At 66.5% G+C, this 23112-nt stretch carries 16 protein-coding genes and 2 pseudogenes; 13 read left to right on the top strand and 5 right to left on the bottom strand.

What is annotated here, in order from left to right:
• Nucleotides 1–5 precede the first annotated feature (5 nt).
• Nucleotides 6–1244: a lysophospholipid transporter LplT gene (gene lplT / locus IPK20_15020; protein ID MBK8017896.1), complete on the bottom strand. Its 1239-nt coding sequence runs from the start codon at nucleotides 1242–1244 to the stop codon at nucleotides 6–8.
• Nucleotides 1245–1559: 315 nt separating this feature from the next.
• On the opposite strand from lplT, the gene alr reads away from it, so the two are divergent.
• Together alr and radA are read left to right on the top strand one after the other, a co-directional pair.
• Nucleotides 1560–2663 carry an alanine racemase gene (gene alr, locus IPK20_15015; GenBank protein ID MBK8017895.1) on the top strand — a complete coding sequence of 368 codons (1104 nt, stop codon included), beginning with the start codon at nucleotides 1560–1562 and terminating at the stop codon, nucleotides 2661–2663.
• Nucleotides 2664–2672: 9 nt separating this feature from the next.
• The gene (gene radA / locus IPK20_15010; GenBank protein ID MBK8017894.1) at nucleotides 2673–4031 is read left to right on the top strand and encodes a DNA repair protein RadA; all 1359 of its coding nucleotides are present in this window, start codon (nucleotides 2673–2675) and stop codon (nucleotides 4029–4031) included.
• 22 nt (nucleotides 4032–4053) lie between these two features.
• Here the strand turns inward: radA and IPK20_15005 are convergent, their stop codons facing one another.
• The 3 genes from IPK20_15005 to IPK20_14995 form a co-directional block, all read right to left on the bottom strand.
• Nucleotides 4054–5274 (bottom strand): serine/threonine protein kinase, encoded by a 1221-nt coding sequence (locus IPK20_15005; protein ID MBK8017893.1) that lies wholly within the window; start codon nucleotides 5272–5274, stop codon nucleotides 4054–4056.
• Nucleotides 5271–5657: a TssQ family T6SS-associated lipoprotein gene (locus IPK20_15000; GenBank protein ID MBK8017892.1), complete on the bottom strand. Its 387-nt coding sequence runs from the start codon at nucleotides 5655–5657 to the stop codon at nucleotides 5271–5273. The genes IPK20_15005 and IPK20_15000 overlap by 4 nt, the downstream gene beginning before the upstream one ends.
• 62 nt (nucleotides 5658–5719) lie before the next feature.
• Nucleotides 5720–6946: a PEGA domain-containing protein gene (locus tag IPK20_14995; GenBank protein ID MBK8017891.1), complete on the bottom strand. Its 1227-nt coding sequence runs from the start codon at nucleotides 6944–6946 to the stop codon at nucleotides 5720–5722.
• A gap of 169 nt (nucleotides 6947–7115) precedes the next feature.
• Between IPK20_14995 and IPK20_14990 the strand changes: the two genes are divergently transcribed.
• The 11 genes and pseudogenes from IPK20_14990 to IPK20_14940 all read left to right on the top strand — a co-directional run bounded on the left by IPK20_14990 (nucleotide 7116) and on the right by IPK20_14940 (nucleotide 22304).
• A complete protein-coding gene (locus IPK20_14990) occupies nucleotides 7116–8744 on the top strand; it encodes an acyl-CoA synthetase (protein MBK8017890.1) in 1629 nt (542 codons plus the stop codon).
• 108 nt (nucleotides 8745–8852) lie between these two features.
• Entirely contained in the window at nucleotides 8853–9602 is a 750-nt protein-coding gene (locus IPK20_14985; GenBank protein MBK8017889.1) for an electron transfer flavoprotein subunit beta/FixA family protein, read from the top strand.
• Between the two features lies 1 nt (nucleotide 9603).
• Entirely contained in the window at nucleotides 9604–10536 is a 933-nt protein-coding gene (locus tag IPK20_14980) for an electron transfer flavoprotein subunit alpha/FixB family protein (GenBank protein MBK8017888.1), read from the top strand.
• Between the two features lie 22 nt (nucleotides 10537–10558).
• A pseudogene (locus IPK20_14975) lies at nucleotides 10559–12354 on the top strand (acyl-CoA dehydrogenase).
• 288 nt (nucleotides 12355–12642) lie between these two features.
• A pseudogene (locus tag IPK20_14970) lies at nucleotides 12643–15008 on the top strand (acyl-CoA dehydrogenase).
• A 32-nt stretch (nucleotides 15009–15040) separates the two neighbouring features.
• Nucleotides 15041–15454 carry an acyl-CoA thioesterase gene (locus tag IPK20_14965; protein ID MBK8017887.1) on the top strand — a complete coding sequence of 138 codons (414 nt, stop codon included), beginning with the start codon at nucleotides 15041–15043 and terminating at the stop codon, nucleotides 15452–15454.
• 1050 nt (nucleotides 15455–16504) lie between these two features.
• Nucleotides 16505–16774, top strand: coding sequence for an outer membrane protein transport protein (locus IPK20_14960; GenBank protein ID MBK8017886.1), 270 nt, complete (start codon nucleotides 16505–16507; stop codon nucleotides 16772–16774).
• Between the two features lie 100 nt (nucleotides 16775–16874).
• The gene (locus IPK20_14955; protein MBK8017885.1) at nucleotides 16875–19307 is read left to right on the top strand and encodes a 3-hydroxyacyl-CoA dehydrogenase/enoyl-CoA hydratase family protein; all 2433 of its coding nucleotides are present in this window, start codon (nucleotides 16875–16877) and stop codon (nucleotides 19305–19307) included.
• A gap of 17 nt (nucleotides 19308–19324) precedes the next feature.
• Nucleotides 19325–20524 (top strand): acetyl-CoA C-acyltransferase, encoded by a 1200-nt coding sequence (locus IPK20_14950; GenBank protein ID MBK8017884.1) that lies wholly within the window; start codon nucleotides 19325–19327, stop codon nucleotides 20522–20524.
• A 193-nt stretch (nucleotides 20525–20717) separates the two neighbouring features.
• Nucleotides 20718–21824: a mandelate racemase/muconate lactonizing enzyme family protein gene (locus IPK20_14945; protein ID MBK8017883.1), complete on the top strand. Its 1107-nt coding sequence runs from the start codon at nucleotides 20718–20720 to the stop codon at nucleotides 21822–21824.
• A 33-nt stretch (nucleotides 21825–21857) separates the two neighbouring features.
• Nucleotides 21858–22304, top strand: a complete 447-nt coding sequence (locus IPK20_14940) for a DUF2147 domain-containing protein (protein ID MBK8017882.1) — start codon at nucleotides 21858–21860, stop codon at nucleotides 22302–22304.
• Nucleotides 22305–22364: 60 nt separating this feature from the next.
• On the opposite strand, the gene IPK20_14935 is transcribed toward IPK20_14940, so the two are convergent.
• Nucleotides 22365–23105 carry an aldolase gene (locus IPK20_14935; GenBank protein ID MBK8017881.1) on the bottom strand — a complete coding sequence of 247 codons (741 nt, stop codon included), beginning with the start codon at nucleotides 23103–23105 and terminating at the stop codon, nucleotides 22365–22367.
• Between the last annotated feature and the right edge of the window lie 7 nt (nucleotides 23106–23112).

The raw sequence follows: 23112 nt of genomic DNA, 5'->3' as shown, positions 1-23112 counted from the left end.
CAGGATCAGGTCTGACCGTGGTCCTGATCGTGGCCGTGGCGCCGGTAGAGCAGGGCCATGACCACCGCGATGAATCCGCCGAACAGCACGATGATCGGCGTGTACGAAAGCGACGAGCCGATCATCAGGGCGTAGCATCCCTGCATGGCGAGGATGCTCAGGTTCTCGTTGAAGTTCTGCACGGCGATGGAATGGCCGGCCCCCATCAGCAGGTGGCCGCGATGCTGCAGCAGCGCGTTCATCGGTACCACGAAGAAGCCGCCCATCGCCCCGGCGAGCACCAGCAGGACCATGGCGATGCGCCAGTCGTGGACGAACACCATTCCCATCACCAGCACGCCCATGGCGATACCCACGGGCAGCACCTGCACCGATCGTTCCAGACGCACATAGCGGGCGGCAGCGACGGAGCCGATGGCGATTCCCACCGCCACCACGGCCGTGAGCTGCGTGGACTGCTGCATGGTGAAGCCCAGCCACTTTTCCGCCCACACGAGGACGATGAGACGCAGCGTTGCGCCGGCGCCCCAGAACAGTGTCGTCACGGCGAGGGACACCTGTCCCAGCGGATCGCGCCAGAGAAGCCAGAAGCTGTGCCAGAAGTCCTGCAGGATGAACACCGGATCCTTGCGGGGCATCCGGTGGTCGATCGCCAGGCGCGGAATGTAGAGATTCACGAGAGCCGCGACGGCATAGAGGAGCAGCATCACGAGGATGGCGATTTCCGGCCCGGTGTCCAGCCGCGGCAACGCTGTGAGGAAATCCCATTGCGCGAAGACGTAGGCCGAGAAGGTGTCGCCCACCAGATACCCGCCGAGCACCGCGCCGAAGATGATCGACGCGACGGTCAGCCCTTCCATCCAGCCGTTCGCTGCGACCAGGCGTTCCGACGGCAGCAGCTCGGTGAGGATGCCGTACTTGGCCGGTGAGTACATGGCGGCACCGATGCCCACGATGCCGTAGGCGAACAGCGGCTGGAGTCCGGCCAGCATGGCGACGCAGCCGGCGATCTTCACGCCGTTGCTGATGAACATCACCCGGCCCTTGGGCAGCGAGTCGGCGAAGGGACCGACGAAAGGGGCCAGCGCGATGTAGGAGAAGACGAAGAACATCTGCAGGACCGGCGTCTGCCATTCAGGTGCGTGCACCTGCTTCAGAAGCGCGATCGCCGCGAAGAGCAGAGCGTTGTCCGCGAGCGCCGAGAAGAACTGCGCCGCGAGGATGGTGTAGAAGCCGCGGTTCATCCGTTGCAACGCCCGCCGGGATGCCACGGGCGGCAGCCATCGGGAAGGAAGGCGCGTTCACTGGAATCGCGGGGCGAGGACGGAACCGGCAGCATCATCTGGGATTGCGCTGCAGACACGGACGGAGCGCGGGTCTGCGAGTCGGTTTGGCGGGATCGGTGGAGGGCCTTGAGTGTCCTGGAGCCGAATCTCGGCGCGGCCCGCTTTATACCATGATTCATCGCGCGTCCCGTGCCGCGCCCGGGGCTTGCGGCGGCCTCGATCGCGTATGCTTCCGGCTTCCCGTTCCGCGCGCGCTGCGCCTGCTTCGACCTCATGACCCGCCCCATTCTCGCCCGCATGAATCTGGACGCGATCCGCCACAACCTTCGCGTCGCGCGGCAGGCGGCCGCAGGCGCGCGAGTCCTGGCCGTCGCCAAGGCGGATGCCTACGGTCATGGATTGTCCAGGGTCCTTCCGGCCTTGGACGGCGCCGACGGGCTGGCGATCTTGGACATTGCCGATGCATTGCAGGTCAGGGCATCCGGTTACCGCAAGCCGGTCCTGCTTCTCGAAGGGGTGTTCGATGCCGCGGAGCTTTCCGCTGCCGCGGCCGCGGACCTTCACCTGGTCGTGCACGAAGCCGGACAGGCTGCGATGCTGGAGCGCGCCCGTCTGCCGGCTCCCGTGTCGATCTGGCTCAAGATGAACTCCGGCATGAACCGTCTGGGATTCCGCGCCGATGCCTTCCCCGGGGTCCTTGCCCGGCTACGCGTGTGCGCCAACGTGAAGCAGGTGCTGCTCATGACCCATCTCGCCTGCGCCGACGACGGCAGAGGCGTCCGCGACCAGCTCGGCGAGTTTGCGGCGGCCTGCAGAGACGCCGCCTGCGCCCGATCGATGGCGAACTCGGCCGCGCTGCTGCGGCATCCTTCCTCGCGAGGAGACTGGGTGCGGCCCGGCATCATGCTGTATGGCGCCTCTCCCTTCGCCGACGCTTCCGCGGAGCATTTCGGGCTCGAGCCGGTCATGCATCTGCAAAGCCGCATCATCGCCGAACAGCAGGTTCGCCGAGGCGAAGGCGTCGGCTACGGCGAAGCCTTCATCGCGACGCACGACATGCGCGTGGGTGTGGTGGCCTGCGGCTATGCCGATGGGTATCCGCGGCACGCGCCCACGGGAACGCCCGTGGTGGTCGACGGCGTTCGCACGCGGACCGTCGGCCGGGTGTCCATGGACATGATCGCCGTGGATCTCGAACCGTGCCCGGGCGCGGGTACCGGTGCGCCGGTGACTCTCTGGGGAGGTGAAGGTCTGTCCGTGGACGAGGTTGCCCAGGCCGCCGGAACGGTGGGTTACGAGCTCCTGTGCGCGCTTGCGCCCAGGGTGCCGGTCGAGGCTGCCGGCATGGCGGTGCTCGAACCCGCGCGGGCCGGCTGAGGTCACTCCATGGCCAAGGCAAGGAATGTCTACGCATGCACGGCATGCGGCGGCGAGTCTCCCAAGTGGCAGGGGCAGTGCCCGCACTGCAACGCGTGGAACACGCTGGTCGAAAGCGTCGCCGAGCAGGCATCCTCGCGCTATCAGGGGCTCGCCGAGGCGACCAGGGTCACCCGTCTTTCGCTGGTGGAGGCCGAGGAGGCACCCCGGCGATCCACGGGGATCGGCGAGCTGGATCGTGTCCTGGGAGGGGGACTCGTGCGCGGCGCGGTGGTGCTGCTCGGTGGCGATCCCGGCATCGGCAAGTCGACCCTGCTCCTGCAGGCGCTGACCGAACTGGGAAAGGCGGGAGCCTCGGCGCTGTACGTGAGTGGCGAGGAATCGGCGCAACAGGTGGCCCTGCGCGCCCGGCGGCTGGGACTGGAAGCCGGGGAGCTCGAACTGCTCGCGGAGATCCAGCTGGAACGGATACTCGCGACGCTCGGCCGCCAGACGCCGGACATCGCGGTCGTGGATTCGATCCAGACGGTCTACTCGGAAGCCCTGCAGTCGGCCCCCGGGAGCGTGGCGCAGGTGCGGGAATGCGCGGCGCAGCTCACGCGTTTCGCGAAATCGTCGGGAACGGCGCTGCTGCTGGTGGGACACGTGACCAAGGAAGGCGCGATCGCCGGCCCGCGCGTCCTGGAGCACATGGTCGACTGCGTGCTGTACTTCGAGGGCGACACGCACTCGAGCTTCCGCCTCGTGCGGGCCATCAAGAACCGCTTCGGCGCCGTCAACGAACTGGGCGTGTTCGCCATGACCGACAAGGGGCTGCGCGGCGTGGCCAATCCTTCCGCGCTGTTTCTCTCCCAGCACGGCGCCTCGGTGCCGGGCTCCTGCGTGATGGTCACGCAGGAGGGGACGCGGCCGCTGCTCGTGGAGATCCAGGCGCTGGTGGACGAAGCTCACGCACCCAACGCACGAAGGTTGACGGTGGGCGTGGAACAGAACCGGTTGGCGATGCTGCTGGCCGTTCTGCACAGGCACGCGGGCATTGCCTGCTTCGATCAGGACGTCTTCGTGAACGCCGTGGGCGGTGTGGAGATCGACGAACCGGCGGCGGACCTGCCGGTGCTTCTGGCGATCGTCTCGTCGCTGCGGAATCGCCCGTTGCCCGACAAGCTCGTCGTGTTCGGCGAAGTGGGCCTGGCAGGGGAGGTGAGACCGGTGCAGCGCGGGCAGGAACGTCTGCGTGAAGCGGCGAAGCTCGGCTTCGAGCGCGCCATCGTGCCCAGGGCGAATCAACCCAAGGCGGGTATTGCAGGTCTGGAGATCATCGCGGTGGAACGCATCGGCGATGCGGTGGACGCCATCCGGTCGGCGTAGGCGAACGGCGTCCCGACGGCCGTCAGCGAACGATCAACATCGCTGCGAGAAGCAGCGCCGCACCGGCGGCCGCCCACAGCCATGCCGCACGCGTGACCTTCCCGGGTGCCGGTGATGCCGCCGCCCGCGACGCCATGCCGGACGGTTCGCGGCGAGGGAACGGATGCACGACCGGCGTCGCCGGCGCACTCTCCTGCGACAGGGCCTGAAGGCGCAGCGTGGCGGCCGACGAGTCGAACGCCCGCGAGAGCGTCGCCTGGGATGCGCCCTTCGAAGCTTCCTGCGGACTCTCCCCGGAGGCGCTTCCTGCGGCGGCGGACAGCGCTTCGGGCGTCCCGGAGGGCGCACTCGCAGCCGGGCTGGCGATGTCCAGCGGTTTCCACCGGGGCGCGGCGGTTCCCAGCGCGGATCGCAGGTCCGCGGCCATGGCGTCCGCGGTCGCGTAGCGCCGTTCGGGATCCTTCGAGATCGCCTTCGCCACGACGAAGTCGAGAATGCGCGGCACGTCCGGATTCAGTTTGCTGGGCGGCGTGGGCGCGCTGTTCAACGCCTGGAACATGACGCCCTGCACGGAATCTCCCTGGAAGGGCGGCCGCCCGGTCAGCAGCTCGTACAGCACGACCCCGAGGGAAAAGATGTCGGTGCGCTGGTCGAGCGGACCTCCCGTGACCTGTTCGGGCGACATGTAGCGCGGCGAGCCCAGCACGATGCCGGTCATCGTCTTGAGTTCTGAAGTCCGCATCCGCGCGATGCCGAAATCGGTGATCTTCACCACGCCGTCACTCGTGACCATGATGTTGGTCGGCTTGATGTCGCGGTGGACCACGCCGCGCGCGTGGGCGTAAGCCAGGCCATCGGCCACCTGCGTGCAGACCTCGATGGCGTCGCGGTACCCGAAGGGCGAGTGCTGCATCAGCAGATCGCGCAGTTCGCGTCCCTCGACGTACTCCATGACCATGTACGCGTGCCGGTCCGTCTTGCCGATGTCGTAGATGACGACGATGTTCGGGTGCGCAAGCCCGCCGGCGGCTCGCGCTTCCTGATAGAAGCGGGCCTCGTAGTCGGGCAGTTCGTCCTTGGCCATGTTGAGGCCGATCATCTTGATCGCGACCGCCCGGTCCAAGACGGGGTCGTGGCCACGATGGACCATGCCCATGCCGCCCTCCCCGAGGCGTTCGCGGACTTCGTAACGGCCGAGGACGAAGGCCGGCGAGGCGGCAGCAGGCATCGGCAGGGCGCTCACGACGGACCCCGCGGCTTCAACGACCGGAAGACGGGTCCCCACAAGGGGTGACCCGCCTCGGCAGGCGTCAGCGTGAAGGCGGGATCGAGTTGCAGCGCTCGGCCGAAGGCGTCGCGACAGAGCGCTTCCTGGCGGCTCACGCAGTAGATGAAGGCAAGATGCTTGTGTGCATCGATCCGGTCGGGCCTCGCCGCCAGGCCTTCCTCGAGCGCATCGCGGAGCTTTCGCTGCGCCACGGAGTATTGGCCGTCCTCGTAGGCCTGCAGACCGTCGGCGAGCAGTCTCTCGGCCGTGACGCGAGCCGCGAGGGGGGGCGCGGGTGCCGCAGTTCGCTGCAACGGTACGCAGGCGCCGAGCAGGAAGGCCGCGGCAGCCGCCGCCATCGCAGCCGGGACGAGGCGGGTGTGGGGTCTGTCGATCGGTGACGAGGACACGGCAAGAGGACTCAGAACTTGTGCTTGATGCGCAATGGCTGGCCGGCAGACGCCTCCAGCGTTTCGACGTGGGAGGGGAAGCCGGGATTGCGGATCTCCACCGTGACGCGCCCTGCCGGCACCTCGACGGTCGTGAGCGGCGGGCTGACCCCGATGTTGACCCCGTTGACGAGCACTTCGCCCCAGGGACTCACGGCCAGGGCGATCTGGACTTTCTCCTGCGGTGCCGCGGCGGGAGCCGGTGCATCGCCGGATTGGCGTTTGCGGTCGGCATTCGCGGGGGCAGGCCGCTTTCCTTCCCGGATGACAGTCCTGGTGGTCTGGGGTGGCGCGGCCGGCTGAGCATCCGCCGCATCGGCGGTGCCCGCGCCAGGCGGCGCGACCGGAACGGGCGGCTCCGCGGGAGTCGGCGACGACGGTGTCACGGCAGTGACCTGACGAGTTGCGGCGGCAGGTCCTGTCTCGTCCGTGGAATTGCCACCGAACCGGGCGGCAGCGACGGCCAGCAGCACAAGGACCGATGCCGCGACGGCGAGCGATGCAGCACGGTGATCGGTCCAGACCGTGCCGCGTGTCGTTTCCGCCGGGGGGGCGGACGCGGGGCCGTCCACAGCGCCCGGAGCGTCGGGTCGCAATTCGAACAACTCGTGGCTGCGCAGGTGGGCATCGGTGCGGGCACCGAGCGGACGGAAGATGCGCTCCTGCAGCCGGATGTCCGGCGCAGCCCGCAGCGCAAAGGCGCGCGAGGCGATGGCCTGGCCATCGGTGGCGAAGGCCGACAGCCGTTCCGCGACGACCGCACCGTCACCGACGAGTGCCGGTTCTCCCTGAGCCGGCTGGGTGAGGGCCACCGGACCGTGATCCAGTCCCAGACGCAGGACGGGGCCCGCAGACGGCCCCTCGGCAGCGGAGGCCCGGAGAAGCGCAGAAGCGGCCCGAACCGCGACGGCAGGGCCGGAAAGGAAGCAGACGGCCGCGCCGGTTTCGGTGTCCAGCACGATGCGCTCGTCTCCGGGGACGGTTTCGAGCGCGCTCGCGAGCACCGCATTCAGTGCTTCGCGCATGACGATCTGCCGGGAGACGTCCGCCTTGGCATAGCCCGGCATGTCGAGCCAGATCACGGAGCAGCCGACGTGCGACACGGATCCGGCGCCGGGGTCGGCCGCCATGGCCGGCGAGCCGTAGGGCACGACCGGGCGAGGATCGGTCAGAAGAATGGGCTGCGCCGCCGCACTCATGCGAACATCGACCTGCGCAAGCGTCCTTCGCCCATTCTCTTCCCCATGTCTGAATGGCGATGCAAAATCCTTCCTGGCAATTCCGGGCGCCGGCCGCTGTCTGAAAAGGCCTTTTTTCGCCCCGCCGACCGCTCGACCCCCTCGGAAAAAACAATCGCTTAGGAGGTGTATGGCTCGCCGCAATCCCTACCAGGACGGGCTGGAACGCAACCGTGCAAATTATGTGCCCCTCACCCCCGTGTCGTTCCTCGCCCGGGCGGCGGAGGTTTACCCGGATCGCATCGCGGTCATTCATGGCGGCTGGCGCCTGACGTGGCGCGAGGTGGATGCGCGGTCCCGGCGGCTCGCATCGGCACTCAGGGCACGCGGGATTGGAGAAGGGGACACGGTCGCCTTCATGGCGTCCAACACGCCGCACATGGTCGAAGCCCATTTCGGTGTCCCCATGACGGGCGCCGTCCTCAATACGCTCAACACACGGCTGGACGCCGCGGCCATTGCGTTCATGCTGGACCACGGCGAGGCCAAGTTCCTGTTCACGGACCGGGAGTTCTCGGGAGTCGTGGCCGAGGCGCTGCGTCTGGCGCGCGGGAGGCCGGTCGTGGTGGACATCGACGATCCTCTCGCGCCGGCAGGGGAACGCCTGGGCGAGACTGACTACGAGGCCTTCATCGCCGGAGGCGATCCGTCCTACCGCTGGGACGGTCCGGGCGACGAGTGGGATGCCATCGCGCTTTCCTATACGTCCGGCACCACCGGGAATCCGAAGGGCGTCGTCACGCATCACCGGGGCGCCTATCTCAACGCCGTCTGCAATGCCGTGACCTGGGCGATGCCGCACTTTCCGGTGTATCTGTGGACGTTGCCCATGTTCCACTGCAACGGCTGGTGCTTTCCCTGGAGCATCGCCCTCCTGGGGGGAACGCACGTGTGTCTGCGCCGCGTGGAAGCGAAGGCGATCCTCGATGCGATAAGGGAGCATGGCGTGACCCACTACTGCGGGGCGCCCATCGTGCACAGCATGCTCATCAATGCACCGGAGGAATGGAAGCACGGCATCGAGCACAAGGTCTCGGGCCTCGTCGCGGCCGCCTCGCCCCCCGCGTCCATGATCGAGGGCATGGAACGCATGGGATTCGACATCACGCACGTGTACGGCCTTACCGAAGTCTACGGGCCGGCTTCGGTGTGCGCGAAGTATCCCGAGTGGGACGCGCTGAGCCTGGAGGACCGGGTGGAGCGCAACGGCCGGCAGGGCGTGCGGTATGCGCTGCAGGAAGGCATGGACGTGCGGGACCCGGAATCGATGGAGCCTGTTCCGCGCGACGGCGCGACCATGGGCGAGATCATGTTCCGCGGGAACATCACCATGAAAGGCTATCTCAAGAATCCCGCAGCGACCGAAGAGGCGTTCGCTGGCGGGTGGTACCACACGGGGGATCTCGCCGTGATGAACCCGGACGGCTACGTGAAGATCAAGGACCGGTCCAAGGACATCATCATCTCGGGCGGCGAGAACATCTCCTCGATCGAGGTGGAGGACATCCTGTATCGGCATCCTGCCGTGCTCGATGCGGCGGTGGTGGCGCGGCCGGACCCGAAATGGGGAGAGACGCCGTGCGCGTTCGTCGCCGTGCGCGAAGGCGCCCAGGTGACAGAGGCCGAGATCATCGCCTTCTGCCGCGAGCGCCTTGCGCACTACAAGTCGCCGCGGACGGTGATCTTCGGTCCGATTCCCAAGACCTCCACCGGCAAGATCCAGAAGAATGAACTGCGTGCCCGCTTCAAGCAGGACTGACCCTCGTCCCGGCGGGGAGCGGCGGACGCCGGAAACGCCCGCCGCGGCAGTGGTGCGCTGCGGTAGAATCGCGCCCCTCGACAGCACATCTCACAAGCGGAAATCCCGATGAAAATCCTCGTCCCCGTCAAGCGGGTGGTCGACTACAACGTCAAGGTCCGGGTGAAGGCCGATGGCTCCGGCGTGGAGACGGCCAACGTCAAGATGTCCATGAATCCCTTCGACGAGATCGCCGTCGAAGAGGCCGTCCGCCTCAAGGAAGCCGGTGTCGCCACCGAGATCGTGGCGGTGTCCGTCGGCGTGACCCAGTGCCAGGAGACGTTGCGTACCGCGCTGGCCATCGGAGCCGACCGCGCAATCCTCGTGGAGACCGCGCTGGAGACCCAGCCCCTTGCCGTGGCGAAGGTCCTCAAGGCCCTGGTCGACAAGGAACAACCCGGGCTCGTGATTCTCGGCAAGCAGGCGATCGACGATGATTCCAATCAGACCGGCCAGATGCTCTCGGCACTGCTCGGCTGGTCCCAGGCGACGTTCGCATCCAAGGTGAAGATCGAAGGCGCCGCCGCTCAGGTGACGCGCGAGATCGACGGTGGTCTCGAGACGCTTTCGGTCAAGCTGCCGGCCGTCGTGACGACCGACTTGCGCCTCAACGAACCGCGCTACGTCACGCTGCCCAACATCATGAAAGCGAAGAAAAAGCAGCTCGAGACCGTGACCCCGGAAACGCTGGGCGTGGATGTGGCGCCCCGCCTCAAGACGCTCAAGGTGGCCGAACCCGCCAAGCGTGGCGCCGGCAAGCAGGTCGGCAGCGTCGCCGAGCTGGTGGAGAAGCTGCGCAACGAAGCCAAGGTGATCTGACATGACCATTCTCGTGATCGCGGAACACGACAACGCGAACCTCAAGGCGGCGACGCTCAACACGATCGCCGCAGCATCGAAGATCGGCGGCGACATCCACGTGCTCGTGGCAGGAGAGGGGTGTGCTGCCGTTGCCCAGGCGGCGGCAACCGTCGCCGGTGTGGCCAAGGTGCGCGCCGTGGATGCGCCGGCGTACCGCGACGGCCTCGCGGAAAATCTGGCCGCGCTGGTGGTTTCCATCGCCGGCGACTATTCCCACGTCCTCGCCCCGGCCACGGCGTTCGGCAAGAACATGCTGCCTCGCGTTGCCGCGTTGCTGGATGTGGCGCAGATCTCCGACATCGTCGCGGTGGAATCGCCCGACACCTTCGTGCGCCCCATCTATGCCGGCAATGCCATGGCGACGGTGCAGTCCGCCGATGCGATCAAGGTGATCACCGTTCGTGCCACGGGCTTCGATGCCGCTCCAGCGACGGGCGGCAGCGCGTCCATCGAACCCATCGGCGCCCAGGCGGATACCGGCCTCGCGACGCTCCTCGGGCAGGAGCTCACGAAGTCCGCCCGTCCGGAACTCACGGCCGCCCGCATCATCGTCTCGGGCGGGAGGGGAATGGGCAGCGGCGAGAACTTCCGCATCCTGGAGGCCCTCGCCGACAAGCTGGGCGCAGCGGTGGGTGCGTCCCGTGCCGCGGTCGATGCGGGCTTCGTTCCGAACGACTATCAGGTGGGCCAGACCGGCAAGATCGTCGCGCCCGAGCTTTACATCGCCGTCGGCATTTCGGGCGCCATCCAGCATCTTGCGGGCATGAAGGACAGCAAGGTGATCGTGGCCATCAACAAGGATGCCGAAGCGCCCATCACCCAGGTCGCCAACTACTGGCTCGTCGCGGACCTGTTCCAGGCCGTGCCGGAATTCACCCAGGCCCTAGGCTGATCCCCAATAGGAGAACCGGATCATGTCCACCTATGCTGCCCCGCTGCGCGACATGCAGTTCGTGCTGAAGGAACTGGTCGACCTCGAATCGATCGCCCGGTTGCCCGGCTGCGAGGAAGTGTCCGCGGATCTCGTCGATGCGGTCCTTGAAGAAGCAGGCAAGTTCGCCGCCGGTGTGCTGGACCCCCTCAACCGCGCCGGCGACAAGATTGGAGCGAAGTGGTCGGAGGAAGGCGTCACCAGCGTGCCGGGATTCAAGGAGGCGTACGGACAGTTCGTCGAGGCGGGCTGGGCAGCGGTGGGCGGCGAGCCCGAATTCGGGGGACAGGGACTGCCGCACGTGCTGTCACAGCAGCTCTCCGAGATGTGGAATTCCGCGAACATGTCGTTCTGCCTGTGCCCGATGCTCACGACGGGCGCGATGACCGCCATCCGGCGGCACGGCTCGGACGCGCTGCGCGCGACGTACGTTCCGAAGCTCGTCTCGGGCGAGTGGACCGGGACGATGAATCTGACGGAACCCCAGGCGGGCTCGGATCTTTCCGCCGTGCGGACCCGCGCGGTGCCGGAGGGCGATCACTACCGCATCAAGGGCACCAAGATCTTCATCACCTGGGGCGAACACGACATGGTGGCGAACATCGTCCATCTGGTGCTCGCCCGCACGCCCGATGCGCCCGAAGGCGTGAAGGGCATCTCGCTTTCATTGTCCCCAAGTTCCTGGTCAATGCCGATGGTTCGCTGGGTGCGCGCAACGACGTCAAGTGCGTGTCGATCGAGCACAAGCTCGGGATCCATGGCAGCCCGACGTGCGTCATGGCCTATGGCGACAACGAGGGCGCCATCGGGTATCTGGTGGGTGAAGAGAACCGGGGCCTGGAGTACATGTTCACCATGATGAACTTCGCGCGCCTCGAAGTAGGCGTGGAGGGCATCGCCATGGCCGAGCGGGCCTACCAGCATGCCCTCGACTACGCGCGCCAGCGGGTCCAGGGACGCGAGATCGGAGTCAAGAGCGGCGACCGCGTCTCGATCATTCATCATCCCGATGTGCGGCGCATGCTGATGACCATGAAGGCGCACACGGAGGCGATGCGAGCCCTGGCGGCGGCAGCGGCCGAAGCGCTGGATCACGCATTGTCCAATCCGGATGTCGAGACGAAGCGTCGCGGCCAGGCCGTGTTCGACCTCCTCACTCCCGTCGTGAAGGGCTGGTGCACGGAAAAGTCGGTCGAAATCGCCTCGCTGGGGGTCCAGATTCACGGCGGGATGGGCTTCGTCGAGGAGACCGGAGCCGCCCAGTATCTCCGCGATGCCCGCATCACGCCGATCTACGAAGGCACGACCGGCATCCAGGCGAACGACCTCGTCGGCCGCAAGCTCGCATTCGAGAAAGGACTCACGGCAAAGGCCGTCATCGCGCAGATCAAGGCGTTCGATCGCGAACTCGCCGCGCATGGCGATCACCCGGCGCTGTCAGTCATCCGCCGCGCCCTGACCACGGGCGTATCGCGGCTGGAAGCGGCGACCGACTGGCTCCTCGAGACCTATCCGGCCAACGCGAAGGCGGCAGTGGCCGGTGCCGTGCCCTATCTCAAGCTCTGGGGTGTGGTGGCAGGCGGCTGGCAAATGGCGCGAGCTGCCGTCATCGCCAAGCATCGTCTCGATGCCCGCAGCGGCGACCACGATTTCTATCGCGCCAAGCTGGCGACGGCCCGGTTCCACGCAGAGCACATCCTGCCCACGGCCCACGCGCTGGAACAGGCCATCGTTGCAGGGTCCACGAGCGTCATGGCGTTGGACGAGGCGTCCTTCTGATCTCGGTAGCGGGGCACGCCCGTGCCCTGCTACCGAGCCCCTTCCCCGGTTGTCCTCCGTTTTTCGGTTTGCACGACGGCGTCGCCGTCTGCCCCCCTTCGTTGATCAACGTTCGCCCGTTCCCAGGGAAGTCCGATCCACTCCGGCCTCCGGGCCATCCGTGCCTGCCGTCCACGATCGGCGACACTCCAGGGCGAAAACGAACGGCATCTCCCGGCAGCACGCGCGAAGGCGTACAGTGCGGGGTTGTCACGCCGGCCATATCGTGGTGCGTTGCGGGAGAGTCTCATGACGCTGTTGCTGGTGGTGGTTGCGCTGATCGTTCTTGTCGTCGCAGTCCCGCCACTGCGGCGCGCGCTCGTCAGCGACTGGGTGCTCGCGCGTTTCCGCCGGGTGCTTCCCCGGATGTCGCAGACCGAGCAGGAAGCGCTCGAGGCGGGAACGGTCTGGTGGGACGGCGATCTCTTCAGCGGTAGGCCGGATTGGGAACGGCTGCTCGGTCTTCCGCGACCGGTTCTCACCGCCGGGGAGCAGGCATTCCTGGACGGGCCGGTCGAGATTCTGTGCGGAATGCTTGACGATTGGCGGATCACGCACGAACTCAACGATCTTCCCGAGGACGTCTGGCAGTACATCAAGGCGCAGGGTTTTCTGGGAATGATCATTCCCGTGCGCTACGGAGGCCTGGGGTTTTCCGCCCTTGCGCACAGCGAAGTCGTGGCAAAGCTCGCCACTCGAAGCGCCACTGCGACCGTCTCCGTGATGGTGCCCAATTCCCTCGGCCCCGCGGAACTCCTTCTTCATTACGGTACCGAGGCGCAGAAGGATCACTACCTGCCACGTCTGGCCAAGGGCATCGAGATGCCGTGCTTCGCGCTCACCGGTCCGGAGGCCGGTTCGGACGCGGCGTCGATTCCGGACGTGGGCATCGTGTGCAAAGGGATGCACGAGGGGCAGGAGGTCCTCGGGCTTCGCGTCACCTGGGACAAGCGCTACATCACCCTGGGCCCGATCGCGACGCTGCTGGGCCTCGCGTTCAAGGTCCGCGATCCCGACCGGCTGCTGGGAGGAGAAGTGGAACGGGGCATCACGCTTGCGCTGATTCCCGCGGACCACCCGGGCGTGAACATCGGCCGGCGGCATTTTCCCTTGAACGGCTCCTTCATGAACGGTCCCAATTCGGGTACGGACGTGTTCATACCGATCGACTGGGTGATCGGCGGAGTGGCCCGGGTCGGGCAGGGTTGGCGGATGCTCATGGAGTGCCTGGCGGCCGGCCGTTCCATTTCGCTGCCGTCATCCTGTGCGGGAATGGCGAAGGTGGCGGTGAGGACGACCAGCGCGTATGCGCGCATGCGGAGCCAGTTCAAGACCCCCCTTGCACGCATGGAAGGAGTGGACGAGGCGATCGCCCGTATCGCCGGGCACACCTATGTCATCGACGCGGCGCGCATCATGACCGCAGGCGGTGTGGACCAGGGCGAGAAGCCCTCGGTCGTCTCCGCCATCGTGAAATACCACGCCACCGAGCGTGGCCGCATGGTCGTGAACGACGCCATGGACGTGCATGGCGGCAAGGGCATCTGCCTGGGGCCGTCCAACTACCTCGGCCGGGCCTATCAGCAGGTGCCCATCGCGATCACGGTCGAAGGCGCCAACATCCTGACGCGATCGCTGATCATCTTCGGTCAAGGCGCCATCCGTTGCCACCCGTACGTATTGCGGGAGGTCGCCGCAGCGAGGCTGGAGAACGCCCGGCAGGCCTCGGTCGAGTTCGACGCGGCTTTCTGGGGTCATGTCCGCTTTGTCTCGGGCAACTTCCTTCGCAGCGTCTTCCATTCCCTCACAGGCGCGAGATGGGCCGCGGGAGCAGGGAATGCGCAAGCGACCCCGCTGTTCCGGGAACTGTCACGCCTGTCGGCCGTCTTCGCGTTCACGGCCGACGTGGCGATGCTGACCCTGGGCGGCTCGCTCAAGCGCAGGGAGAAGATTTCGGGCCGGCTGGGCGACGTGCTGAGCCAGCTCTATCTCGCTTCGGCGTCGCTCAAGCGCTTTCACGATGACGGTTGTCCGGGCGAGGATCTTCCGATCGTCCAATGGGCGGTGCAGGATGCCTTGCATCGCGCCGAGCAGGCGATCGCCGGCATCGCGCGCAATCTGCCGGGAAGATGGGCGGGACTGGCTGTGCGCATGGCGGCCTTTCCGCTCGGAACCCGTTGCATGCCTCCCAGTGACAGGCTCGGCTCCGCGGTCGCGGCTGCGGTGTGCCGTCCTTCTCCTGCCCGGGACCGCCTGACGCGCGGAATGCATCTGCCGCGCACGGACACCGATCCCATCCGGCCGGCTGGAGCTTGCCTTCGAACTCGTCGATCGCGCGGGAGGCACTGGAGGCTAAACTACGCGCGGCGGACCAGGGGGGCGCGTTGCACGGCGCCTCGGACGGAGAGCGCCACGCGAACGCGGTGGCACACGGACTGCTGGGGGCCGACGACGTCGCATTGCTCGGCGAATACCGCCGGCTGCGGCGCGGATGCATCATGGTCGACGATTTCCCGCGGGACATCGGGCGGCATGAGGCTTCGCCGGGTCTCGATGGTCCGGTTTCCGGCCAGCAGGATCCGGACAAGGCCGTGGTGCGATTGCGGTCCGCATGAGCGCATAGCGCCGACGACAAGGGCACAACAGAATGCAGCCGTACGATGAGGGGGACGAACCGCCGATCAGTCTGCCGGCCGGCAGGGAAGCCGTGCTGCGCGTGGTTCCCATGCCTTCCGACGTGAACCCTACCGGGGACATCTTCGGCGGATGGATCATGGCTCAGGTGGACATTGCCGGGAGCATCCCGGCATTCCGGCTCGCGCGGGGACGGGTGGCGACCGTCGCCGTCAATTCCTTCGTGTTCAAGCAGCCGGTGCTGGTGGGCGACATCGTGAGCTTCTACGCCGACGTGGCCCGTGTCGGACGCACGTCCATCACGGTGAGCGTGGAGGTGTTCGCCGAACGTGGCGTGGCGCAATCTGTCGTGAAGGTGACCGAGGCAACGTTGACGTATGTCGCAGTGGACGAGAATCGACGGCCCAGGACAGTGGTGCAGGCGTGAAGCATCCGGAAGCGGGGGCACCGGGCGCATCGTCGAATGACCAGGAGGAGACGCAGACATGCAAGGCTTGACGAAACGAGTGGCAGTGGCCGCATCTCTGGCCGCGTGTTCGTTGCTGTGCGCGGGGCGGGCAACCGCTGCGGCATTCTTTCTTCCCTACCAGGGGGCTGCCGGCATCGGCAACTCGCTTGCAGGAGCGGCGGCGCTGGGAGAGGACGCAAGCACGGTGTTCTTCAACCCGGCGGGGATGTCCCGGATCGGTACCGGGCAGGTCAGCCTCGGGGCGCATTTCATCGATCCGGGATTCAAGTACACCGACACCGGGTCCACCGGACCGGCGGCATTCACCGGGGGCAACGGCGGCAGTTTCGTCCCGGCGAGCCTGCTCCCCACGGTATTCGCCGTGCTTCCCATGGGCAACTGGCGCTTCGGTCTGGGCATCAGCGCACCCTGGGGCAGCAAGACCGACTACGACGAAGGCTGGCGGGGACGATTCCAGGCGGACTACACGGACGTGAAGACGATCAATGTGAATCCGTCCGTGGCCTATCGGTTCAGTGACCGGATTTCCGCCGGATTCGGCCTCAACTACCTGCATGCGGATGCGGAGATCAAGCGGTCGCAGTTGCTGCCCGGCCCGTCGGAAGGGCGGGTCACGCTGACCGGAAAGGACTCGGCGCTGGGATTCAATGCCGGGGTGCTTGTGGAGTTCTCGGAAGCGACGCGCGTGGGGGTGAGCTACCGCTCCAGGGTCGATCTCAATCTCGAGGGACGGCAGACCGTCACGCTCGCGAACGGGACGGTCTTCGCTGCCCAGACCTTCGATATCACCGCGGACCTGACGCTTCCCGCCATCTCGCAGGTGAGCGTCGTGCATGCGCTGAACGACCGCTGGACGGTGCTGGGCGATCTGGCCTACTACCAGTGGAGTTCGATCCAGTCTCTCGTCCCGCGCAATGCGGCAACCGGTGCCGCAAGCTCTCCGCTGGATCTCAACTTCAAGGACAGCAAGAGGCTGTCGGCCGCGCTCAACTACCGACTCAACGATGCGTGGCTGCTGCGGGCGGCCTCGCCTGGGACCAGACTCCGGTCAAGGATGCCGCGAATCGCACGGCCAACCAACCCGACTCCGACCGGACGTGGCTCTCCCTGGGGGCGCGCTGGGATCCTGTCGCGCGCCATCGGGTGGATCTCGCTTACGCCTATGTGATGCTGAAGGCGTCCACCATCGACCACACGGTGGCCAGTGCCGGGACCCTGCGGGGCGAATACGACAATTCGGCACACATACTCGCCGCCCAGTACACGTTCTCGTGGTAGCGGCGTTGGCCGGAGGGATGACTCGAAGGAGGGCGTTTCCGTGACGCAGGACTCCGACCGCTACCACGTCCGCAAGGCCGCCGTGCTCGGTGCCGGCGTGATGGGAGCGCAGATCGCGGCGCATCTCGTCAACGCAGGTGTGGAATGTCTGCTGTACGAACTGCCTGCCAAAGAAGGCGACCGCTCGTCCGCGGCGGTGAAGGCGGTCGAGTCACTGGCCGCGATGGATCCGGCACCGCTTGCCTCCCGCGATCTGGCACGATTCATCACACCGCTCAACTACGACGATCACCTGGCGAGGCTTGGCGAATGCGATCTGGTGATCGAAGCGATCGCCGAACGCATGGACCTGAAGCGGTCGCTCTATGACCGCATTTCGCCGCATCTTGCCAGCCGCGCGGTACTCGCCACCAACACGTCGGGCCTGTCGGTCGATGCGCTGGCCGATGCGTTGCCTGCCGAGCGGAGGACGCGTTTCTGCGGGGTGCATTTCTTCAACCCTCCGCGGTACATGCATCTGGTGGAACTGGTCGGGGCGGCCCAGACCGATCCTGCCGTGCTCGATGCTCTGGAGACGTTTCTCACGACCGCCTTGGGCAAGGGGGTGGTTCGGGCGAAGGACACCCCCAATTTCATTGCCAACCGGATCGGCGTCTTCGCCGTGCTGGCCGCGTTTCACCACACGGCCCGGCTGGGGCTCGGTTTCGACGAAGTGGACGCCATCACGGGAACACGCATCGGGCGTCCCAAGAGCGCGACCTACCGCACCGCCGACCTGGTGGGGCTCGACACGCTGGCGCACGTGATCGGCACCATGCGCGACAACCTGACCACGGACCCCTGGCATCGGCATTTCGCCGTTCCGGACTGGCTGCAGGCGTTGATCGCTCAAGGCGCGCTGGGCAACAAGACCCGGCGCGGCATCTACCGCAAGCAGGACCGCGACATCCTCGTGCTGCAGCCGCAGAGCGGCGATTGGCGTCCGGCGGTGAAGGAGGCGGATGCGCAGATTGCGGAGATCCTGAAGGAACGTGATCCGGCGGTCCGATGGGCGACCCTGCGGGCGAGCGCCCATCCGCAAGCTCGCTTTCTCTGGGCGGTGACGCGGGACATGCTGCACTACAGCGCCGTGCAACTGGCCGACATCGCGGACAACGCGCGCGACCTCGACCTGGCGATGCGCTGGGGGTTCGGATGGAAGGAAGGGCCGTTCGAGCTGTGGCAGACCGTGGGCTGGCAGCAGGTGGCCCGATGGATCGCCGACGACATCGCGGCCGGGGAGTCGATGGCGGCTGTCCCGCTGCCGTCCTGGGCCACGGACCCCGGACGGACCGCCGTCCATTCGGCCGAGGGCTCGTGGAGTCCTTCCCGGCCGGGTCTGCAGAAGCGCTCGACACTGCCCGTGTATTCGCGGCAGCGTTACCCGGATCGCCTGGCTGGCGAGGCTGCAGGCTACGGCAGCACGGTGATGGAGACGTACGCGGTGCGTCTGTGGACGGCGGGTGACGACATCGGCGTGCTGTCATTCAAGAGCAAGATGCACGCGATCGGGGAGGACGTGCTGGAAGGCGTCGCCCTGGCCGTGGAAGAGGCCGAACGCGGTCTCAGGGGACTCATCCTGTGGCAAACGGAGCCGCCGTTCTCGGTGGGCGCCAACCTCTCGGGACCCTCCGCGCCGCGGGCCGATCGTCCCAAGCCGACGGCGTTCGGTTCGATCGTGAAGAAGCTCAAGCGGGAGGCGGAGTCCGCGATCCTCAAGGCCGCGCACCGGCTCAATGTGGCCGATGCCCTGATGGCGGGAAGGCTGGAGAAGGTCGAGGGCATCGTCGCGCGTTTCCAGGCCACGTCGCAACTCCTGCGCTACTGCCGGGTGCCGACCGTCGCCGCAGTCGAGGGGCTCGCCCTCGGCGGAGGCTGCGAGTTCGTGATGCACTGCGACCGCGCGGTGGCGCATCTGGAGAGCTACATCGGCCTGGTGGAGACGGGTGTCGGACTCGTTCCGGCAGGAGGCGGTTGCAAGGAACTCGCGCTGCGCGCATCGCGCGAGGCCAGGGGTTCGGACGTGCTGCCGTTCCTTCGACCCTATTTCCAGAATGCCGCCATGGCAGAGGTGAGCCGCAGCGCGATGCAGGCGCGTGAGATGGGGTACTTGAGAGCCTCCGACCCGATCGTCATGCACCGGCAGGAATTGCTCCACGTCGCGAGGCACGAACTGACGGCGCTGTCCGAACGCGGATACCGGGCACCGCTGCCGGCGGACGACATCGTCGTGGGCGGCCGCACGGCACTCGGGACCATCCGTGCGCATCTTGCCAATCTCCTGGCGGGAGGCTCCATCAGCGAGCACGACCATCTGATCGCGACGAAGCTCGCGAGAGTCGTCTGCGGTGGCGACGTGGACGCCGGGACGAAGGTGGACGAGCAGTGGCTGCTGGATCTGGAGCGCGAAGCGTTCATGGAGCTCATCGCCACCGAGAAGACGCAGGCGCGGGTCGAGCACACGTTGAAGACCGGCAAGCCGCTTCGCAACTGATCTCCGGGAAGACCGCCATGAGCCGACAGGTCGAAGACGCCTACATCGTTGCAGCGGTGCGCACCCCGGTAGGGAAGGCGCCGCGAGGAATGTTCCGTTCGACGCGGCCCGACGACCTGCTGGCGCACGCGCTCCGCTCCGCGCTTGCGCGCGTTCCCGCGCTCGATCCGAAGGCCATCGACGACGTCATCGTCGGCTGCGCGATTCCCGAAGCGGAGCAGGGCATGAACGTGGCTCGTGTCGGGCTCTTGCTGGCAGGCTTGCCGCAGTCCGTTGCCGGACTCACGGTGAACCGGTTCTGTTCGTCGGGACTCCAGGCGGTGGCGATCGCTGCCGATCGGATCCGTCTTGGGGAAGCTGACGTGATGATCGGTGCGGGGACGGAGAGCATGAGCCTCATCCCCATGGGGGGGCACAAGATCGCCATCAACGATGCCGTGTTCGCTCGTGACGAGAATATCGGCATCGCCTACGGCATGGGCATCACGGCGGAGAAGGTGGCGCAACGGTGGCAGGTGTCCCGGGATGCGCAGGACGCGTTCGCAGTCGAAAGCCATCGCAAGGCGCTGGCCGCCATCGAAGCGGGCTGGTTCGACGAGGAGATCGCGCCGTTCGAGATCGAATCGCGCAGCGCCGACCTCGGCTCCCGGGAATTGAGGATCGCGAGAACGCTGGCGGCGCGGGACGAAGGGCCTCGCCCGGGCACGACGCTCGAGGTGCTCGCCAAGCTCAAACCTGCCTTTTCCGCGAACGGATCGGTGACCGCCGGAAACAGCTCGCAGACGTCGGATGGCGCCGGCGCGGTGGTCCTCGCCAGCGGGGCGGCGCTCAAGCGTTTCGGTTTGATGCCTCTGGCACGTTTCGTCGGATTCGCGGTGGCCGGCGTGCCGCCGGAGATCATGGGCATCGGTCCGGTGGAAGCCATCCCGAAAGTGCTGCGGCAGACGGGCCTCGCGCTGTCGTCCATGGATTGCATCGAACTGAACGAAGCGTTCGCTGCGCAGTCGCTGGCCGTCATCCGCGAACTCGATCTGGATCCTTCGCGCATCAATCCGCAAGGAGGCGCCATCGCGCTCGGCCATCCGCTCGGCGCGACCGGTGCGATCCGGACGGCGACGCTCCTGCACGGGATGCGCCGCAGGGGAGAGCGTTACGGCATGGTGACCATGTGCGTGGGAACCGGCATGGGTGCGGCGGGGATCTTCGAACGGTTGTAGCCCGAGGGCGGTCACCACGCGGAGCGAGCCGGACCGTTGCGCGGGAATCCCGCCGGAGAACGGAGGATGCGTAGAGAGAGGCCGGTCCGTCGTGCCAGTCCGGTCGGGAAGGTGCAAGGCGGTGGCAGACGGGAAGAGACATCGGCTGCTCGACGCGATGCACCGGGGAAGAACGACAGGGAGAAGAACAGAAATGTCCAGAATCCAGGAAATCGAGATCTTCCAGGTGGATCTCGCATCGATGGTGAAACGCGGCGATGCGATCCAGGCGTTTCCCAAGCAGGAGACGCCCATGGTCCGCATCCGCACGGACGATGGTCTGGAAGGCACGGGATACACGTACACGATCGGCACCGGCGGATCCTCGGTGGTTGCGCTGTTGCGGGATCATCTGGCGCCCCGGCTCATCGGGCGCGATCCCGACATGATCGAGGCCCTCTGGCAGCACCTGTTCTTTCATACTCATGCCACCGCCGTGGGGGCGATCACCAGTCTCGCTCTGTGCGCTGTCGATACGGCGCTGTGGGATCTGCGCGGCAAACGGCTGGGGATGCCGCTGCACAAGCTGGCGGGTGGTGCGCAGGAACGGATTCCGGTGTACGACACCGAAGGCGGCTGGCTCCATGTGCCGGTGAAGCAGATCGTCGCCAATGCGGAGCACGTCGTGAAGCAGGGCTTTCGCGGTGTGAAGATCAAGGTCGGCAAACCGCACGTCACGGAGGACGTGAAGCGCCTGAAGGCCGTGCGCAAGGCGATCGGCGATGACATCGAACTCATGGTGGATGCCAACCAGGGGTTCACGGCCGCCGAAGCGATTCGCCGGGCACGTCATTTCGAGCCGCTGGATCTCGCCTGGTTCGAGGAGCCGTTGCCGGCAGAGGACCTGAACGGGCATGTGATGCTGCGGGAGTCCACGTCGCTGCCCATCGCCGTGGGGGAGTCGATCTACTCCATCAGCCACTTTCGGGAGTACCTGCAGCGGGGCGCCTGCACGATCGTGCAGACCGACGTGGCCCGCATCGGAGGAATCACGCCGTGGTTGAAGTGCGCGCATCTCGCCGAAAGCTTCAACGTTCCCATCTGTCCTCACTACCTCATGGAACTGCACGTGGGGCTCTGCGCGGCCGTTCCCAATTCCCCGTGGGTGGAACACATTCCGCAACTCGACGTGATAACCCGGAACCGGATGCGCATCGAAAAGGGCTACGCCTATCCTTACGAAGGCCCCGGGCTGGGCATCGACTGGGACTGGAAGGCGATCGCCAAGCTTCGGGTCGCACCTCCGGAGAAGGTGGCGTGACGGTCAGGACGTGAAGGGAGGGGAGGGTTGGCGATGACGGGTCGAAGTCTTCTTGCACTGTGGATGTTGTCTTTTGCCGTACTTGCATTCGCGGCTCCGGATTCGCCGGTAGGCGTCTGGCAGACCATCGACGACAAGACGGGTGTCGCACGATCCGAGGTGAGGATCATCGAATCCGGCGGTGTGTACGAAGGGCGAGTCGAGAAACTGCTCAATCGCCGGCCGGACGACGATCCGGACGGCCTGTGCCGCAAGTGCGAAGGCGACAGGAAGGACAAACCCATCGTGGGCATGACGATTCTCTGGGGGCTGAGAAAGGACGGCGACCAGTGGGCGGGCGGTCAGATTCTCGACCCGAAGAACGGGAGCGTGTATCGATGCAAGATGAAGCTGCATGACGCGGGTGCACGCCTGGAGGTGCGCGGGTTCATCGGCGTGTCCCTCATCGGGCGGTCCCAGCACTGGAAGCGCCTGGAATAGCCTTTCGCCAAGGCAGGCAGACTTCTCCGAGTCTGCCCGCCTTGCCCCGAGACCGGGAGTTCAGCGGTGGCCCGTCCAGCCGGGCTGTTCGCGGTCGAGGAGCCGCTTCAGCGCCTCGAAATGCAGGATGGACTGCTGGCGCTCGCCCTCGATCTGCCGGCATGCCTGCTCGACGAGGTGAACCGGGGCCTGCTTGAGCCGCCGGCCGGTGCTCCAGGCGATGACCTGGACCATGCAGGATCTTTCGAGGTAGTACAGATCGTCGAACGCGTAGGCGACGGTTTCGCCGCAGACGAGCACCCCGTGATGCGCAAGAAAGGCGATGTCCTTGTCGCCCAGCGCGTTGCAGATGCGGTCGCCTTCCGTGTCATCCAGTGCCACGCCGCCGTACTCGCCGTCATAGCCGATGCGGTTCCAGAACCGCATGGCGTTCTGGTTGGCGGCACAGTCGAGACGTCCGTCCTCCAGCAGGCACAATGCCGTGGCGTAAGGCATGTGGGTGTGGAGCACGCACTTCTTGCGCTTGCCGAGGTGGATGCGTCCGTGGATGAAGAAGGCCGTGGGCTCCACCTTGTGCTTTCCTTCCAGCACGATGCCCTTTTCGTCCACGATCATGAGATCCGACGGCGTGATCTCGGACCAGTGAAGTCCCTGCGGATTGATGAGGAACTTGTCGGGCTCGCCCGGAAGTTCAAGGCTGAAATGGTTGCACACGCCTTCGTTCAGTCCCATCCGTGCTGCGGAACGCAGGGCGGCGGTGAGATCGAGGCGTGCCTGTCGCAGCTGTTCGTTCGCGGACATCGTCGGC

This window comes from Betaproteobacteria bacterium (assembly GCA_016713305.1).
In the GTDB taxonomy this organism is placed as follows: domain Bacteria; phylum Pseudomonadota; class Gammaproteobacteria; order Burkholderiales.
This window is presented reverse-complemented; position numbering and strand designations above follow the sequence as displayed.

Bases quoted from the DNA above. Each gene is read 5' to 3' on its own strand.
- alr (MBK8017895.1), top strand. From the start codon at position 1,560: ATGACCCGCCCCATTCTCGCCCGCATGAATCTGGACGCGATCCGCCAC.
- IPK20_14990 (MBK8017890.1), top strand. From the start codon at position 7,116: ATGGCTCGCCGCAATCCCTACCAGGACGGGCTGGAACGCAACCGTGCA.
- IPK20_14940 (MBK8017882.1), top strand. From the start codon at position 21,858: ATGACGGGTCGAAGTCTTCTTGCACTGTGGATGTTGTCTTTTGCCGTA.
- IPK20_14945 (MBK8017883.1), top strand. From the start codon at position 20,718: ATGTCCAGAATCCAGGAAATCGAGATCTTCCAGGTGGATCTCGCATCG.
- IPK20_14935 (MBK8017881.1), bottom strand. From the start codon at position 23,105: ATGTCCGCGAACGAACAGCTGCGACAGGCACGCCTCGATCTCACCGCC.
- IPK20_14950 (MBK8017884.1), top strand. From the start codon at position 19,325: ATGAGCCGACAGGTCGAAGACGCCTACATCGTTGCAGCGGTGCGCACC.
- IPK20_14995 (MBK8017891.1), bottom strand. From the start codon at position 6,946: ATGAGTGCGGCGGCGCAGCCCATTCTTCTGACCGATCCTCGCCCGGTC.
- radA (MBK8017894.1), top strand. From the start codon at position 2,673: ATGGCCAAGGCAAGGAATGTCTACGCATGCACGGCATGCGGCGGCGAG.
- lplT (MBK8017896.1), bottom strand. From the start codon at position 1,244: ATGAACCGCGGCTTCTACACCATCCTCGCGGCGCAGTTCTTCTCGGCG.
- IPK20_15000 (MBK8017892.1), bottom strand. From the start codon at position 5,657: ATGGCGGCGGCTGCCGCGGCCTTCCTGCTCGGCGCCTGCGTACCGTTG.
- IPK20_14965 (MBK8017887.1), top strand. From the start codon at position 15,041: ATGCAGCCGTACGATGAGGGGGACGAACCGCCGATCAGTCTGCCGGCC.
- IPK20_14980 (MBK8017888.1), top strand. From the start codon at position 9,604: ATGACCATTCTCGTGATCGCGGAACACGACAACGCGAACCTCAAGGCG.
- IPK20_14985 (MBK8017889.1), top strand. From the start codon at position 8,853: ATGAAAATCCTCGTCCCCGTCAAGCGGGTGGTCGACTACAACGTCAAG.
- IPK20_14955 (MBK8017885.1), top strand. From the start codon at position 16,875: ATGGGAGCGCAGATCGCGGCGCATCTCGTCAACGCAGGTGTGGAATGT.